11 protein-coding genes are annotated in these 17,370 nt (G+C 37.4%); 3 read left to right on the forward strand and 8 right to left on the reverse strand.

Going from position 1 to position 17,370, the window contains the following annotated elements; translation table 11 throughout:
• Window positions 1-31 precede the first annotated feature (31 nt).
• Both pglX (C5Z25_RS04860) and C5Z25_RS04865 read left to right on the forward strand, forming a co-directional pair.
• Window positions 32-2,107, forward strand: a complete 2,076-nt coding sequence (pglX, locus tag C5Z25_RS04860; protein ID WP_234002780.1) for a BREX-1 system adenine-specific DNA-methyltransferase PglX — start codon at window positions 32-34, stop codon at window positions 2,105-2,107.
• The gene (locus C5Z25_RS04865; RefSeq protein WP_105451601.1) at window positions 2,107-3,195 is read left to right on the forward strand and encodes a site-specific integrase; all 1,089 of its coding nucleotides are present in this window, start codon (window positions 2,107-2,109) and stop codon (window positions 3,193-3,195) included. Before pglX (C5Z25_RS04860) ends, C5Z25_RS04865 begins: the two co-directional genes overlap by 1 nt.
• 56 nt (window positions 3,196-3,251) lie before the next feature.
• Here the strand turns inward: C5Z25_RS04865 and pglX (C5Z25_RS04870) are convergent, their stop codons facing one another.
• From pglX (C5Z25_RS04870) to C5Z25_RS04905, 8 genes are all read right to left on the reverse strand, one after another.
• The gene (gene pglX, locus C5Z25_RS04870; protein ID WP_234002781.1) at window positions 3,252-6,833 is read right to left on the reverse strand and encodes a BREX-1 system adenine-specific DNA-methyltransferase PglX; all 3,582 of its coding nucleotides are present in this window, start codon (window positions 6,831-6,833) and stop codon (window positions 3,252-3,254) included.
• Window positions 6,834-6,862: 29 nt separating this feature from the next.
• Window positions 6,863-10,546 (reverse strand): BREX system P-loop protein BrxC, encoded by a 3,684-nt coding sequence (brxC, locus tag C5Z25_RS04875; protein ID WP_158682902.1) that lies wholly within the window; start codon window positions 10,544-10,546, stop codon window positions 6,863-6,865.
• Between the two features lie 32 nt (window positions 10,547-10,578).
• The gene (locus tag C5Z25_RS04880) at window positions 10,579-11,160 is read right to left on the reverse strand and encodes a DUF1788 domain-containing protein (RefSeq protein WP_105451604.1); all 582 of its coding nucleotides are present in this window, start codon (window positions 11,158-11,160) and stop codon (window positions 10,579-10,581) included.
• A 1-nt stretch (window position 11,161) separates the two neighbouring features.
• Window positions 11,162-11,755, reverse strand: coding sequence for a DUF1819 family protein (locus tag C5Z25_RS04885; RefSeq protein WP_105451605.1), 594 nt, complete (start codon window positions 11,753-11,755; stop codon window positions 11,162-11,164).
• Between the two features lie 578 nt (window positions 11,756-12,333).
• Window positions 12,334-13,206: an alpha/beta hydrolase gene (locus tag C5Z25_RS04890; RefSeq protein ID WP_105451606.1), complete on the reverse strand. Its 873-nt coding sequence runs from the start codon at window positions 13,204-13,206 to the stop codon at window positions 12,334-12,336.
• A gap of 24 nt (window positions 13,207-13,230) precedes the next feature.
• Window positions 13,231-14,400: an MFS transporter gene (locus tag C5Z25_RS04895; protein ID WP_105451607.1), complete on the reverse strand. Its 1,170-nt coding sequence runs from the start codon at window positions 14,398-14,400 to the stop codon at window positions 13,231-13,233.
• 234 nt (window positions 14,401-14,634) lie between these two features.
• Complete coding sequence (locus C5Z25_RS04900; protein ID WP_105451608.1) at window positions 14,635-15,141, reverse strand: DUF2798 domain-containing protein; 507 nt, start codon at window positions 15,139-15,141, stop codon at window positions 14,635-14,637.
• Between the two features lie 161 nt (window positions 15,142-15,302).
• On the reverse strand, window positions 15,303-15,542 hold the full coding sequence (locus C5Z25_RS04905) for a cytochrome b5 domain-containing protein (RefSeq protein ID WP_105451609.1): 240 nt from the start codon (window positions 15,540-15,542) through the stop codon (window positions 15,303-15,305).
• 242 nt (window positions 15,543-15,784) lie between these two features.
• Between C5Z25_RS04905 and C5Z25_RS04910 the strand changes: the two genes are divergently transcribed.
• Window positions 15,785-17,368: an Nramp family divalent metal transporter gene (locus C5Z25_RS04910; protein ID WP_105451610.1), complete on the forward strand. Its 1,584-nt coding sequence runs from the start codon at window positions 15,785-15,787 to the stop codon at window positions 17,366-17,368.
• Window positions 17,369-17,370: the final 2 nt, after the last annotated feature.

Below are 17,370 nucleotides of genomic sequence, written 5' to 3' on the forward strand. Positions count from 1 at the left end.
CGTTATTCAGCAATTAATCACGACTATTCCAGTGGCTGATTTTGATGTTGCACAAGGCGGGCAAGTTGAAATCATTGGTTGGTTGTATCAGTACTATAATACGGAACCACATAATTATGCAGTCAATATTACTGGTGGTGCTGTAACTAAAAATGAAATTCCAGCAGCAACTCAATTATTTACCACCGATTGGGTAGTTCGCTACATGGTGGATAATTCATTAGGCCGATATTGGTTAGAACGGCACTCTGAAAGCAAACTTGCAACTAAGCTCAATTTTCTATTGCCTGGTAAAATAACTTCTATCTCAGATAATGAGACATTGGAAAACATCCAATTAATTGATAATGCCATGGGGTCTGGTCATGTTTTAATCTATGCATTCGAAGTCTTTATGCGTATCTATTTGGAAGAAGGCTATAGTGCACGTGATGCCGCCAAATTAATTTTGAAAAATAATTTATTTGGTTTGGAGATTGATAAGCGTGCCTACCAACTAGCTTACTTTGCAGTGATGATGAAAGCACGACAATACAATCGACGCGCATTGAGTGATGAAGATTTCGATCCTAATATCTTTGTTTTTGAAGACTCCAATACTGTGACGGCAGAATTTTTTGACGCTTTGGATGAAACACACCGTGTTGCTATTCATGAAATTGTTGAGTTATTTAGTAATGCTCGCGAATTGGGCTCAATTATTCAGCTACAACAACAATATAATTGGAATGACTTAAACCAGGCAGTGAATTCAGTACCAACTGAAGATTTGGATATTTTTGGTATTCAACAGTCAAAAGAGCTTGTCTTGCGGATCATTAAAATTGCACAAGTCATGAGTGAAAAATATGCTGTTGCAGTAACTAATCCACCATATTTAAATAAATTTGATCCCGAACTCAAAAAATATATTAAACAAAATTTCAAAGACTATTCTGGCGACTTGTTTTCTGTTTTCATCTACAACAACATTAATATGGTTCAGCATGGCGGCTATTCGGCTTATATGACGCCCTTTGTCTGGATGTTTATCAAGACTTACGAAAAACTCAGAAAATATATTGTTGAACAAAAAGAAATCTCGAGTTTAGTTCAGATGGAGTATTCTGCTTTTGAAGAAGCGACTGTTCCAATTAACACCTTTATTCTAAAAAATGTGCCGAATAATGAGGAAGGTACTTATATTAAACTTTCTAGCTTTAAAGGCGGAATGGATGTCCAACGGGATAAGGTTTTAGAAGCAATTCAAAATCCTGACAGCAGCTATCTTTATCGAACTAATCAAGCGAACTTTAGTAAGATTCCTGGGAGTCCGATTGCTTACTGGGCAAGTGATAATTTAATTCATGATTTTGAAATAGGTACCCCAATGGATGACCTGGTAGATGCGCGACAGGGATTAGCAACAGCGGATAATAAACGTTTTTTACGTATGTGGTATGAAGTTGATAACCAACGTATCAGTTTTCACTCTAAATCCATTGATGAATCGATTCAGTCAAACAAAAAATGGTTCCCTTACAATAAAGGGGGTGCCTATCGAAAATGGTATGGCAATTATGATTATGTGGTAAATTGGGAAAATGATGGTCAAGAAATTAAAAATTTTAAAGATGCCGGTGGAAAATTAAGATCACGTCCGCAAAATACAAACTATTATTTTCGTGAAGCGATTACTTGGTCTGATATCACTAGTGGCAACTTTAGTATCCGCTATCGTTCACAAGGTAGCATATTCGATGTCGTGGGTAAATCTGCATTTTCACTTCATAGTTCATCCCAAGATTTATTAACATTATTAGGTCTAATGAATACAAAAGCTTCGGATTATATTTTTAAAATAATTAACCCGACCATACACTTACAAACAGGTGATTTTGCGTTATTTCCTGTCATAAAGAACACGATTTCATCTGATCTGGCCAATAATTCCATTCAACTAGCCCGTACAGATTGGGATTCATTTGAAACATCTTGGGATTTCACTCGACATCTCCTCTTAGCGCACATCGCTGATGATAACCTATCAGTATGGTATTATTTATTGGTATTGCCCAATTCACGTGCCAAAAATGTGCCAATATTTCAATCTAGGGGGCTCAAATAATGGTTAGTTATCAAAAACGAGGCAATGTTTGGCAATATGAGATTTCATATAAAGACAACGATGGTAAGTACAAAAAGCTTAGAAAGTCCGGTTTCACGCTAAAATCAGACGCAATTCTAGCCGCTAACCAAATTCAATCTGAACACCCAAATCTCAAAACTGCCAAATCTGGTAGTGAAACTCTAGTCAATTACTATGAAAGGTGGATTAAGACGTATAAGTTTAATGCCGTATCACCCATCACTTACAATAAATACCAGAACACTGCCAAACATGCACATCATCTTTTCGGTAATTTGAAACTAAAAGATCTAACTAAACTTATTTATCAAGAAAGTTTAAATACATTCGCTGAAAACCATGCTCGCAGAACAGTGTCTTGCTTGCACAAACAGTTACGTGCTTGTATTCTTGAAGCCTTAGACGAACGAATCATAACAGTTGATCCTACTAGAAAAGCTGTAATTACCGGTCACGCTCTTCCTAAAACTGCCAGAACACTGAATTACAATGATTGGTCCACTTTGCTTAGCCATCTTAATACCGATAATATTGCAGAATTAACAATCTATCTCGCCGCCGTAACTGGCATGCGCTACGCAGAAATCGTTGGGTTGACACCAGCTGATATCAATCTAATAATGGGTACCATTAATATTGACAAAACATGGGATTATAAATATAAAACTGGTTTTATGAAAACAAAAACTAGTGCGTCTATTCGAAAAATAGCCATTGATCAAAATACAATTGTAAAGCTACGTCATTTCATGTTAGTACATGATTTATCACCAGAACGACCTTTATTCATGAATAGTAAAGGTCATATTCTAGTAAGTGCTGAAATTAACACCATCTTAACTAATAAATTAGCGCTTCTTAACATACCTAGAATTACGTTCCACGGTCTACGACACACTCACGCATCAATTCTGCTCTATAAGGGTGTAAGCGTTCTTTCAGTTTCTAGAAGACTTGGACACAGTAACATCACAACTACTCAATCAACCTATTTGCACATCATTAAAGAATTGGAATCTCAAGATAACAATAAGATTATATCCATTTTAAGTGACGCATTTGAATAATTGGCACTTCTTTGGCACAAAAAGGGATCCTCTCACTTGAGAAGATCCCTTTTAAGCTAAATCTTAGATAATACTTTTTCACCGTCCTGAAGCTTGCTATAGTTGACTGACACTCCGTCATCTAAATCAAGGCTAATTTGTTCATTAGCAAGATGTTGAATGATCGGATCATAGCTTTTCAATTCATTAATTTGTTGATTGACATGCTTAATGTCACGTTCTAATTGTTTTTTACGTTTAGCCATTGATTCATCGGCACTTAATTGTTGTAATTGAGACAATCTGGTTTCATATTTACCTTGCAATGGATGTAAATAGTCCGTTCTAATCATCGCCAGCTCAGTATTGTCATACCGATGTAAATACATCAGTGCTTTGAACCCATTTTGACGACCACTAGAAAATTCCCAATAAATTGGCTTTTTTTGATAGACTTTTTTATGGTCTTTGAAGAAATCTTCGACAAAATAACGTCTAATAGCTGCTTCAGAATTTTCAGCCTTTTTGCCAACAATTCTGGCAATATAGTCCAAATTAGCTTGTAAGGTATCCCTGCCAAACACAACTTCTAAGAATTGTTTTAGCCGATTAATAATGTCTCGATCATCATTGAAATAATGTTCATCATTCAACATCATTAAATTATCTTGATTTGGCACAAATTTTTGATAATTATCACTATTCCACTCACCACCAGCAAAGATTAACCCTTCAACATCTAACGAATAACGCCCAAACACGACGCCTACAAAGTATGATAGAAACGATTTAGTATCCCGTACTTCATCTGCCAATCGAACTGATACGTCCTTATCCGCTACGTCAGGAGTTAATTCATCATTAAGCCCATATAAATCAATGAAAATTCGATTTAGTTCTTCCTCGTTAGCTTTAAGCTGATCAAATCGCTGTTGTGCTTCAACTTTCCATAACCCAAATGCATTTTCTAACTTCCCGCCAACTTCTTTTTGCTTATCATCAGCGATGTGCGCCAGTAGTGGATGGCGAGCGAAATCCCAAGATGTTTCGAATGAATCCCAATCTTTTTTTGCGTAAGAAATGCAACGTTTGCCTAAATTAGCCACTACATTCTTATTGTTGTCAAATATTACTGGAAGTGTACCAATATCAGAAGTCTGAAAATTTAAAGTTGGATTTTTTAAAAGAAGATTTTTCCACATTATTTTTGAATTCATCAAGGAGAGTACCCAAAGAGTTGATTTTTCGTTTGGAAAGATAGCACTTCCACCAGAATCGAAAATATGATTTTTAGGTAAAATTCTTGCAGAAAAACGGCTTGAAGTAATGGCAGACCATGTGATCCCAGGTTGCATATAGTATCTTTCATTTCTTACAGATGCACTTAAACTATTTCCAAATTTCTTATATTTTTTTATTTCCAATCCATTGTTTTTCCAATTTACAAAGTAGCGTTCAAATCCGTACCATTTTCTATAGCCACCACCTTTAGCATATGGAAACCAAGTGGGGTGTGTATGCGAAATATAAATACTATTCTCATAATTGACTTCTTGCCAAAAGAAAACAAATTTTTTATTGTTACTGGTAGTCATACCCACCATGGGACGATAAATATCAGTAAGCTTTTTATTGTCTTGATAAATAGAACGCATATGTTCACTTATCCAGTATGCAATCGGGCTCCCCGGAATCTTACTAAAGTTCGCTTGATTAGTTCGATTATAACGATTACCAGCAATTGGTACCGATTCAGGAATGCCAGTGGACACATCTTTTGTTTTTATTTGATGATAGGTTCCAATAAAACCTGGTAAAACAGTATTACGTAAAATGGTCACAGCAGTACCAAAAGCAATTCCCATAACGTTATTTTCCATATGCATTAAACTTGAAATCACATACTTGTTAAGTATATTTTTTCGCATTTTTTCAAAACTTGAAAGAAACATCCATGATTGCATAGTAACCATGGCATTAAATCCGTTTGATTTCAATGCTTGGTTCCACCGTTCAATAAACATCGAAAATAGATCTGATTTTGTGTCTGGATGATTTTTTTCAGCAAACTTTTTAAGCTTTTGTGACATTCGAGATGATCCCATATAAGGTGGATTAGTAATTACGACATCGTAGCTTTGCTTTAATAGCTGGGCAACCTGTAGCACCTTTTCAGCTTTTTCAATTAATGGAATTAATTCAAATGATAATTGTCGCTGGTTTAATTGACTGAGATTTTCATTTAAAGCTGAATAGCCAACATTAGGTTCAGCTATTAGTGAACCAATTTCCTTTCCATCAGAAAAATCGATTAAAAGCTTCTTTAAAATTTTAGCATTATTATTTTCAAGTTGAGTTAATAAAATATTGAAATTTTCATTAGCTTCACTAATACTTGGAATACCAAAGACATTGATACTTTTTATATTAGATAGTGCGCGACGATCGTATTGTCGTGCCTTCATCATTATTGAAAAATAAGTCAGTTGAAAGGCTCGGTTATCAATATCTAAACCATTTAAGTTTTTTGTAATAATTTCTTTAACGGCATCTCTTTTAGAAAATCCCTCAGATTGATAAATAGTTATTAAAACTTCAAAAGCATAAACTAATATATGTCCAGACCCCATTGCTGGATCAATTACTTTAATAGTAGCAAGAGTGTGGTTGCTAAGGGACTGATCGGTGATTACTATATTTTGAATTTCTTCAGATTGCGGCGCATCTTTTACATAGTAATTCCAATTAAAAGAATTTGCGATTTCGATTTCCGATCGATTATCACCAATACTAATTAAATGTTCAACCCATAATTTTCCTAATGAATTTTCTACCATATATTTGACGATCCAATCTGGGGTGAAAATTTGAGTTGCTGAAGCAATTTCTGTATTTCGAAATTTATGTGCTTTTGGAGTACTAATAACGTTATTTTTAGGTTCCGTATTATAGTACTGATACAACCAACCAATGATTTCAACTTGCCCGCCTTGAGCAACATCAAAATCAGCCACTGGAATAGTCGTGATTAATTGCTGAATAACGCCATCATGATAGTTTGGAGTGAACAATAATTCAGCATAATCGTTAGTTTTTTCGAATAAATGTGGCAGATTTTTATATAATGCATTGGCTTGTTTGATGAAAAGCATCCGATATAGGCGATCCATATCAGTTGTTAGCTCAGTTTCTTGTGCAACTTTTATCAAGTCCAACTCTTCATCAGTAAAATGTCCGAGATAAGGTTCCAGTACGATTGGATCAATCATAATATCAGGTTCATGCCGACCTTGACTACTCGATAATACGCGTGTTCGACTCGGAAGATAATCATTGACCTCCATAAAGCGAATCGCAATCAAACGATTAAACCAAGTGTACGCAATTTCTTCTACCAAATCATTAAAAGCAGTTTTCAAATCGCTATTTGTCGCCCGTTGTAACAATTCAGTAACTAATCGCTGTCGTTTTCCAATATCAGAACCAGTAATCGGATTACGATCATCAACATAGTATTCAATCTCTGAGGTGGAAGTTGCTAACTTACTCGCAATTCCCTCCTCTGTAATACCTAGCATTGCTGCCTTTAGTTTAGTGTCTGCAATTAATTTTCGTCGCGCATTAATCGCAAAATTTTTGATAGCTGTTTTGTCCATCATCGATTCCTTTCATCATTTAAATTGAATGCTTATAAATTCAATTTAATCTGATCTACCTCAGCCAACTGAGCAACTAATGCAGCCCGTAATTGTGCCAATTGAGTGTCAATATCTTTATCACTAGTTAGTTGCCAAGTTCTTGAAACTGGCAAACTACTTAAACTAATATGCTTAACCATCGGTATATTTGCTTTGGAACTATTGCCCGCAGTTGGCGTGGTTGCATTGGTCTCAATCTTATTGATTTTTGCTTCTTCCTGATCATTACTATCAGAAATTGCCTTTTCATTAGCCTGATTCTTAGCTGCTAATCGAGCGGCTTGTTGCTCATTTTCAGCGATAACTTGATCCGCCCTCGTTAGGAACCGATCTTTACGAACACCTGCTTTGGATTTTATAATAACCAACTCATCTAGGTTAGCAGCTACTTTGGCCTCAGCAATAAAGTGTTCAAAATCATGATTAATCTCAGTTTCAAGCGCTGTTGGTACTGCCTTTGCTTGAATATATGTTAATGTTGCCTGCCACTCATCATTCACAACTTGTTCAACATCCGTTTCAATCTTATCGAACTCATTATTGTAAACTTCATTAAAGGCTTCATTGTATCGTTTTAAATCATTGAGATTTCCTTGTGGTTTGTTGGAATCAACAATCGTCTTTATTTTGTGATAACTGTCAGGAACTTCATTACCGCTAATAAATGAACGTGACTTCTCATAAATATCGACTTTGGAAAGGGCATCATCCCAAATATGTTTTTGATCAGCACTATTATAAAAATCCTCTAGGCCATCATCATACATATCATCATGCCAATCCAACAAGTCATTCTTCTTAGCGCTAATTAATGCATAAAATGCATCAGTATCCTGTCGACTTAATAGTTGTTTCAGTAAAGCTTGTCCATTCTCTAAGATATTCCGTCCTGGATAACGATTAGATAGACCTAGTTGCCTAGTCAAAAGTTGATTTGCATTGTCAATCGTATGCCGTAACTCTTGAACTAGTGTGTCATCTTCATCATTATCAAAAAAGTTTTTATTGAAAACTTCCCGCGCAACTTCCTTTAAATCCCGTTTTTGTGTGTCAGAAACTGCCACTCTTGGGACTAGTTGCAACTTATCAGTATATTGCTTCATCGTAAAGAAATCAGCAATCTTGTTACTAGTTTTGTCTGAAGATAGATTAATTTGTTCGCCGTTTACATAAGCTTTGATTTGAGCACCAACAAACAGTTTCGCAATTATCCATTTAACGTCCCAATCACGATAGCCATACGGTGCCGCGATAAATCGCTCTAAAAGAGCCTTATATGAGATTTTGCTAGGACTACGATAGTCCCGATTAATTCGATCTAGAACTGCTTGAATAGCTTGCTTATTTTCATCCGTATCAACTAATTCAAAATCTGATTTAAATAATTTAACAATATCAGTTTCGGATTTAACGACGTCAATAAAACTCAAATTACGATAGACTTCATCAATTAAGTGAACTTGTGCCATACTTAACCGCTTTTCAAAACTTTTACTGTTGGCCTCTAACCGCTCATCACCAACGTAAATATCAGCATCTTCGAGAGCTGCTTCCAATTCACTTTGTGATTTTTTATTTAGCGTCTGCCGCTCTAATCTTTTTACATCAATTATTTTTTCAGAGCGAGCATCATCTTTACGATTACTCGTGTCACGTAAAAATTTACCGATTTGTAAGGCTTGTCTCACATCATCAATATACTGTCCGTCTGCTGGCATATCAATAATAATTTGGGGATCAGTTGGTGATAATGCAATTCTTCGTAATTCCATTTCAACATGGTTAGTATCACTTTCTGGTGTATTAATCTTAATACTCATCGTATTATTCGCCACACCATGTGGATGACCATCTACAAATTGATTAAATTTAAATGAATATTGACGATCTAGTTTAGGGTATACAAAACGACCATTTATTTGATTATTCGAAAATAAATATTCACCAATTTCTCGAGAAATTTCATTACCATCAACACTTTGTTTGTTGATCTGTCGACTAACATCCTGTTCAGCATCCGTTAAAAACTCAAAGCCATTAGTGGTTTTCTCAACAACTTTCTGACTAATTAAAACGGTCATCGCATCTTTAACTTGCTTTTCCAATTTAATACGATCGGTATCAATTGAATCAATCATCAATGTTGTCACATTATTCAAAGTTGTTTTGAAATTAGCGAGATACTTTACCATGAATAAGGTCTCTAACACTTGAACTGCAAATGGGTGATCCTGATGTTCTGGATTAATCACATCATTATCCAGTGCTCGCCTAATTACAATCATATGTGTATGATCTAAGAATTGATCTAAGCCTTGAAAAAAGAGACTAAATGGGACTAACGATCGAACATCTTGCTGCTCTAAACGCTGCGCTGATTCTTGGAATACTGCCAACATCGACCGTTCCCCATTAGCTAAATGCTTCCCATCTGAGCCATTTTTTCGAATTGCCGTTAAGGTATCCTGTAATAAATTAAACTGATAAGGTACAAATGGATAAACATCAGCAAAATTTTGCGGACTTCGATAGTGATCTCGATCAATATCTGCTTCAAAGGTGATCAAATTATTAATAGCATGTTGATCATTATCATAAATATTAGCCAAGCTCTGTTCACTTTCAACCGTCTTAGTTAATAATCGCTTATTAATGACTTCATCAACATTAGCGGATGACATCGCAATCCGGGTGTTAAACCGACCCTGGATTTTAGAAAAATCTTGTCCATTAATATTATCAGTTACCTGATCAATGGCTTGTTGACTGGTAACAATCACCCATGCCTTACCATGTGTATACGTTCCCAAATCCTCAACCACACTCTGTAAATTCAGCATCCGTTGTTGACTATTACCAATATATTGGCCAACTTCATCAACTAAAAAGACTAAGTGATAATTTGGATCTTGCTTAACAATATAATCATTAACTCGTTCTGCAAAATTCTCAACACTGATTGGATAATTAGTTTTAAGCTGTTCAATAAAACCAGTCGCATTTTCTTCAGTCATATAACCAATTGCAACCAAAGCGTCTTTAATTGTTCCCTTTAGAAAAGCAAACCCATTTCGAGCATCAAGCCATGTCCGATGTTGCTTATCCAATTCCTGAAATTTTTCTTGAAATTCTGTGTATTGATCGTCTTGAATCAGATCCCGCTCCATGTCAGCAATCCAAAAATCAACCCCAATTAACCCCAATTGTTCATTGAACACTTGCAAGAAGACATTTAAAATGGCATCTTTTTGTGATTTATTACCATTTTTAGCTTTTGAATCAATATTAAACAGAATAGTTTCGTTATGTATCGAAGCCGCCGCTTGTAAGTTTGTAATCGTATTAGGATTACTCAATTTTTGATCATCAAGAAAATAATCTATCGCTGGTTTACCGGCAACTTCACGATTTTCTAATAAATAAGCTAAAATTTTTAAAAAATGTGATTTCCCAGAACCAAAGAATCCAGAAATCCAAACACCCATCTTAGTTGTATCTTGATTGATGCTATCCGTATAGGCGCTAAAAAATTCTTGAAAATGTTGCTGTAACTCCTTGGTAACCACATACTCTTCCAATTCTTGCTTAATATTAGCGTCCTGTTCATCCCCAATGGTAATAACACCCTTAATATTACGATCAATTGGCTTAGCAAATATCTCTTTTATTTTCAACTTATTTCTCCTCATATTCTGCGTCTATATTCCTAATTAATCTGAAATGCACGATAATAATTATCTTCTTTCACTTCACCGAACATGCTCAAGCTCAAATTATCGTATTTGCCGGGATAGAAAAGTACTACCGGTACTTGAGTAATAATTTGATGCATCGTATTCAAAATCTTATGCGCCCGAATTAATGGATAGACCTCTCCAATTCCCGTTACAAAAACAACTATGTTATCCGTGGAAACCAATTTTTCTTCCATATATGTCACAAACATATTTTCAGAATCAGTCATACCTAAAGCATTATTTAGCTGTTCTACTAAGTAGTCGAGTCCTTCATCCGCTTCCATCGCAATAACATCATCTTTAATTCCCATTTGAGTTAAAAGATCCCACATAATATGGTAAACATTAAATTCAATAATATCGATGCCTACTGTGGCCTGATTCAATTGATGCTTCATATTGTCAATCTCATCTCGTACTAAAAGCTTATCCTGAGGGGCATATCCTAAAATATAATAGGATACTTCATTTGAAAGACCACGACTGTGCTGAAAATCCTGGCTAGTGATTTTTTCGCGTAAACTTTTTAACTTCATTCTCGTATCTGTCATTTTATCTCCCCAATAGTACAGCTAGTATCTGATGTTCATCTTTATTTCGTAACATGTCCTCTAAATCAAGATCTAATAAGGGACGACTTACTTGGTCAAAACTCCCTTGATTTTTCATCAGCCCTGCTTCACGGACAAAGGTTTTAAAAACACCCATTAATCGCGTAATTGTTTCATCAGTCCAACTCGCAATTTGCTGATTTTCAGCCTGTTTGCGACTAAAAAAAGCTTCAATTTCATAATCATGTAACTCTGTATCTCCGAGTACTAATTCATCACGATAAACCTCATACATAAACTCTTCAAAAAGTTGATTTGATTTCATAACAGTTATCAAATCAATTAACCGTTGATTTGCGATATCAAGTCGTGGAAAAAGACTCATATAGTCTTGATCTAGACTATCGATTCGATGTGTTATTATTTTAAGCATGTCTTGAATACGAGCAACTGTACTCTGTTTAAAGATATTGTCTTTAATGGCTTGGCTATTAATTTCGCCTTGAGTTAAACCCTTATTTAACAATTCAATATACTGCTGAAACTCATTAAACCAAAAAGAATGTGAAACTATTGCAGCACTATATTTTATCATTTGCACTCACTTCCTAATTTCAGCGTAAATAATCACGACATATTGCCCATTATACTTTATAAAATACGCTAAAATTATACCATATCCGCCAAAATATTCTTGATTCCATTGTGGCTTAAACCGCTTGATCTTACCCCAATTCTGGATAAGTCTGCTCAAAATCAACCACTGCACCGCGCATTTTTTTAATCATTGACCAAGGTATAGCTAAATCTCCCAAACAAATGGGTCCTGTGCCAAACACAATGATGCAAGATTAAGACACCGCCAATTCAGCCTAATTTGGGAGATGATACAGGCCCGAAATCGCACTGGCACCTGCAAACACGCCAATTTTTCATTGGAAAATCCAAGGGAAACTAATGGCCATGCCAATTAGCTAACTTAATCGTCATACCACCACTATCAATTAATCCCAATGGTTGCAGCTGATGATCCTCGTCTTATGATTAATGTTTGCAGCTGATTTCTTAAATTATACCAGCCTTTATACCTATTTTTATTAAATAAATATCTATATTTATTCTGGACAAAAAAGACTAAGATCCAACGACCTCAGCCTAAAATTAGTGCGCTACTTAAGCTAATTTTTGCGTCAACCACGTGATAACATAGTCAATAATGGCCGGTTGATACCACTCCCAAGTGCCATGACCGGCCTGGTCAAGGATAACTTGGTCAACAGCCACTTGATGGTCAGTTAGTGCCGTTACCATTTCATCCGCTTGCGCTGGTGAGACAATTCGATCTGCATTGCCATGCATGATCAAGAATGGCGGTAACTGCGACGTCACATAATTAACCGGACTGGCTTGCTTAGCCCGCTCTTGATCCGCTTGAATGGACTGTGCCGTATCAGTCATGAACGAAACCCCATTGACTAATAGTGCTTCCGTGGCGGTTGTAGAATCGTGAAAAGCTTCGTTTAAGCCGGCTCCAATTGTTAATAAATCACAAAAGCCATACAATGAAACGACTGCTTTAACCCCCGTATTCGATTTAGAAACATCACTTGGTAAAAAGTGCGCAGTCTGGTTAGTCACGCCCATAAATTGTGCTAAATACCCGCCAGCGGAATCACCTAACACCGCAATTCGAGTTGTATCAATCCGATATTGGTCTGCATGGGTATACAGATAATTCAGCGCCTGTTTGCCATCTTCAACTAAATCAGGAAATTGATTAGGAATGACACGGTACTCAGCCGCCGCAACGACATACCCCGCTTGAGCTAAGGCTGTCCGCATTTGGATAAATTTATTATGATTAGCAGCGGTAAAACCACCACCGGGAAAATATAACACAGCTGGCTTTAAGTCAGTCGTGCGCGGCACCAACATCGATAGTCGCAATTCAACACCAGTATTCGCCGTAATCGTTTGATAATAGACTAAATTAGGCAGTTCATCCACTTGTGGCACTTGTTTCGTTACTTTCAATAATTCTGACATCTGTTTTCCTCCTTCAAGAAATCATCATTTAACGGGGACCGATTGATAAAAGCCCCTCAATGAACAATAGCTATCAATTAAGGTTAAACCAATTAACCCTAAACCACCAATACTCAGAACAAAACTCGGTAAAGTATTGCCCAATATTTTAGCAATGCCATTCATTATCGTTGGTGATAAAAATGACCCTAAACTTTCGCCCACCAACACCATAGAAGTTGCTAAATGAGTGTCCTTTTTAGTCGTAATTTTCGCCACTCGCATAAAGCTTTGAGGTAGCACCCAGCCGAAAAACACGCCGACTAGGATCACACCAACAAATACCAACATTGCATTTGGGGCATGCGCAATGACAATCATTCCCAAAGCCATGCCCAATAGTGAAACTGGCATAATATAATCGCCAATTCTTTTATTAATGTGGCCAAAAAAGCTACTAGAAATCATCGAAATGACCCCCATTAAGGAAAGCATCATTGCTGCCATGGCAGGTGTTGCAATCTTTGTAGTCGCCACTAAACTGGCTAATTTTACAACAACCACCATAAAGGCGCAAAAAGTTAGAAACATCAACCCCGTTAAAAACCAGACTTTGCGATTAATATGTCTTGAAACTTGCGTTTTAACCACTAATGACGATTCTGGAACTTTAATCAAGCCGCCGAATAAGATAATTGGGAGTAGCGCAATTGTATAGGATAGAAAAGCCGCCTTCCAATTAAAAGTAATTAACCCGGCAATAATCAAACCAATCCCAGCGGCCCCTAAGTTTTTGGCGGCATTTTGATAGCCCAACATCGCTGACAATTCATCATCTTGATAAAAACTAGCCATCAAACTGACTGAAAATGGGTTAAACAAGCCCACTCCGCAGCCCATTAAAAAGCGCGCAATTAAAATAGTGAGATAGTTATTGGTCATTGCCGGTACAATGCCACCACCTAAGAATAATAGTAACCCTAACATAATGGTTCGCTTAATCCCCAACCGTCTACCAATCATTCCTGAAAACATAATTAGTAGTAACGATCCTAAATTAGGTATCGTTATAATACTTTCAATTTGAGATAAAGATTCATTTTGTAATGATTGCTGCATCAACGGTACAACTGCCGAAATTGACGACGTGGTCATTGCCAGAATTGAAATTGACAATAGGGCTAGCTTAAACACCTTGCTATGTTGATTTTTCATTGGGTACCACACTCCAATTAGATTACTTGCGACTTATAAAGCGCTTACAAAATAACGAAATCAACTCGCTAATTTGTTGTTTTTTCACAATTCATATTTAATTTCATGCTAACACTAATTATAACGACATCCAATAATCGCCAAGCACTAGATTGATAGTCCCTAACTATCAATCTAATTTTTGGCAAAAAAAAAGACCCAAGTCCAATGACTTGAGTCAATCCTACTTAACGCTTAATCCTCATCTTTAACAGTTGAAGATTGTTCTTGGTTAGCAGTCGCTTGTTGCATCTTGCCCAACACCGCGCGCGCAATAGGCCCGACGATTAAAAGTTGGAGCGGTAATGCAACAATCAAGTTAAAAATCCAGGTATGACCATATGTTGCTAGCACATGACTCCCAGTCAGTTCACCTTCCACCGCAATCCCAAAGAGGGACATGCAAGTTACCATGCCAAGGACCATTAAAACTGAGATAGTAATCCCAATTAAAACGACTCTTTTCCGCATGTAATCATTAATGATATATTTGAAAGCTAATCCTTTTGCGATTGGTCCAACGACCAATAAATCTAAAATGATTGCCACTACTAAACCAAGGGGGTAGCCGCTCAAAATTGCGAGGACTAAGCCATTGCTGAAGCCTTGTGCCATCGTGACGTTATAAGCCGTCATAACAAAAACCATCAATCCAGCCATAATCGCCGTGAACACAACTTCTTCTTTTAAATTACGTGGCATTTCTATACACACTCCTAGGTTTAGTTTCGAGTGTTACTATAGCACGCGCTGGCAAGCTTTCGTAAGTAACAATTTGATGACAAATTATATAACGCTTACAAACTCATGTCACCAAACAGCAAAAAAAAGACCGCCCAAGTGGCACGATCTCTTCACTGACTTTAAGCTTGGTATTGACCGACAACCGTTAACTTAGCTAACACTTTCCGACCATGCGGGGACTGATTATCAATGACCGTCGTTAAATCTTGCCCAGCTAAATTACCATGATGCTTGCCACCAGCCCAGGCCGCAATGTTCGTCACATCATAGACCACACCATCGACTGCGACATACGCTGACTGACCGTTTTCACCATTATATTGTGCTAACTCTGCTTGATTAAAAGTCTTGGTACTCATTACAATCACTCCCTACTTAAATTAACCTAATAGTAAGCTGACTAACCAAACAAAAGCAAGCATTCGGTTTGCAATTCAGCATTAAACAGAAAAACATGCCACTTGACTACCAGTATGTAAGTTAGGTCCCCTAATATGACGTTCGTAAAAATAGAGCACTACTGCTGTCTAATCCCTAAAAATAATTTAATTGACCAGCCTGACAGCGTACAATGAGCCTGGTTAGAAAGGTGGCCAACTTCATGGGAAAATTTAAAACAAACAACCGGTCGCACAAATTAATTGCATATGCGAACGGCCCTTCTTTGGAAGAAATCAACGGTAAAATTGAAGTTCCAAAAAACATCGGCTTTTGGCGAACCCTCTTTGCGTATTCTGGACCGGGCGCACTAGTGGCGGTCGGCTATATGGACCCTGGTAACTGGTCAACTTCAATTACCGGTGGTCAAAATTTCCAATATTTATTAATGTCTGTCATCTTGATGTCAAGTTTGATTGCGATGCTGCTACAATACATGGCCGCTAAACTTGGCATCGTGAGTCAGATGGATTTAGCACAAGCTATTCGCGCCCGCACGAGTAAATCATTAGGGATTGTCCTATGGTTGCTAACCGAGTTAGCAATCATGGCAACGGATATCGCAGAAGTCATTGGGGCTGCGATTGCCTTGTACTTGTTATTCCATATTCCGCTAATCATTGCCGTTTTAATTACCGTTTTTGATGTTTTACTTCTATTATTATTAACTAAAATTGGCTTTCGTAAAATTGAAGCAATTGTCGTTTGTCTCATTTTAGTTATTCTACTAGTCTTCGTTTACCAAGTTGCTTTGTCGAGTCCCAACTGGGGACAAGTCATGACTGGCCTCATCCCAACCAGTCAAACCTTTTCCAGTAGTAAGACTGTCGCCGGAATGACCCCTTTAAGTGGCGCTTTAGGCATTATCGGCGCCACGGTCATGCCACATAACCTATACCTGCACTCTGCAATTTCACAGACACGTAAGATTGATCATCATGATGAAGCTGACGTCGCTCGTACGGTTAAATTTGCCAGTTTAGATTCTAACATTCAACTCACGGCTGCTTTTTTCGTTAATGCGCTCCTCTTAATTATGGGCGTGGCCGTCTTTAAAACTGGGGCCGTTAAAGATCCATCGTTCTTTGGCCTCTATCAAGCACTCGCCAACACCTCCACCTTAAGTAACGGTCTCTTAATTGAAGTTGCTCGTTCCGGTGTCCTATCCGTTCTCTTTGCCGTGGCCTTACTAGCTTCCGGTCAAAATTCAACGATTACGGGGACCTTAACCGGGCAAGTCATTATGGAAGGGTTCGTACACATGCGCATGCCGCTCTGGTTACGCCGGCTTGTCACTCGACTGTTATCAGTGATTCCAGTTATTATCTGTGTCCTGCTAACTAGTGGCAAGAGTGCACTCGCTGAACATGAGGCTCTGAATGACTTAATGAATAATTCCCAAGTCTTTTTAGCCTTCGCATTACCATTCTCAATGTTGCCGTTACTCATGATGACCGATAGTGCGGCCGAAATGGGCCAGCGGTTCAAAAACAAGCTGTGGATTAAAGGACTGGGCTGGTTATCCGTTATCGGATTAACTGGATTAAATCTGCTTGGCCTCCCTTCCCAAGTAGCTGGTTTCTTTGGTGATAAACCAACCGCAGCGCAACTCACCATTGCAAACCTAATTGCAGTTGGGTTAATTCTAATCATTTTAGCGCTCCTGACATGGACAGTAATTGAACTTTATCGGGGCAATCAACGTTACGCCGCCCAATTAAATGCTAACGGCAACGTCAGACTCTAAAT

The organism is Lactobacillus sp. CBA3605 (genome assembly GCF_002970915.1).
GTDB lineage: Bacteria > Bacillota > Bacilli > Lactobacillales > Lactobacillaceae > Lactiplantibacillus.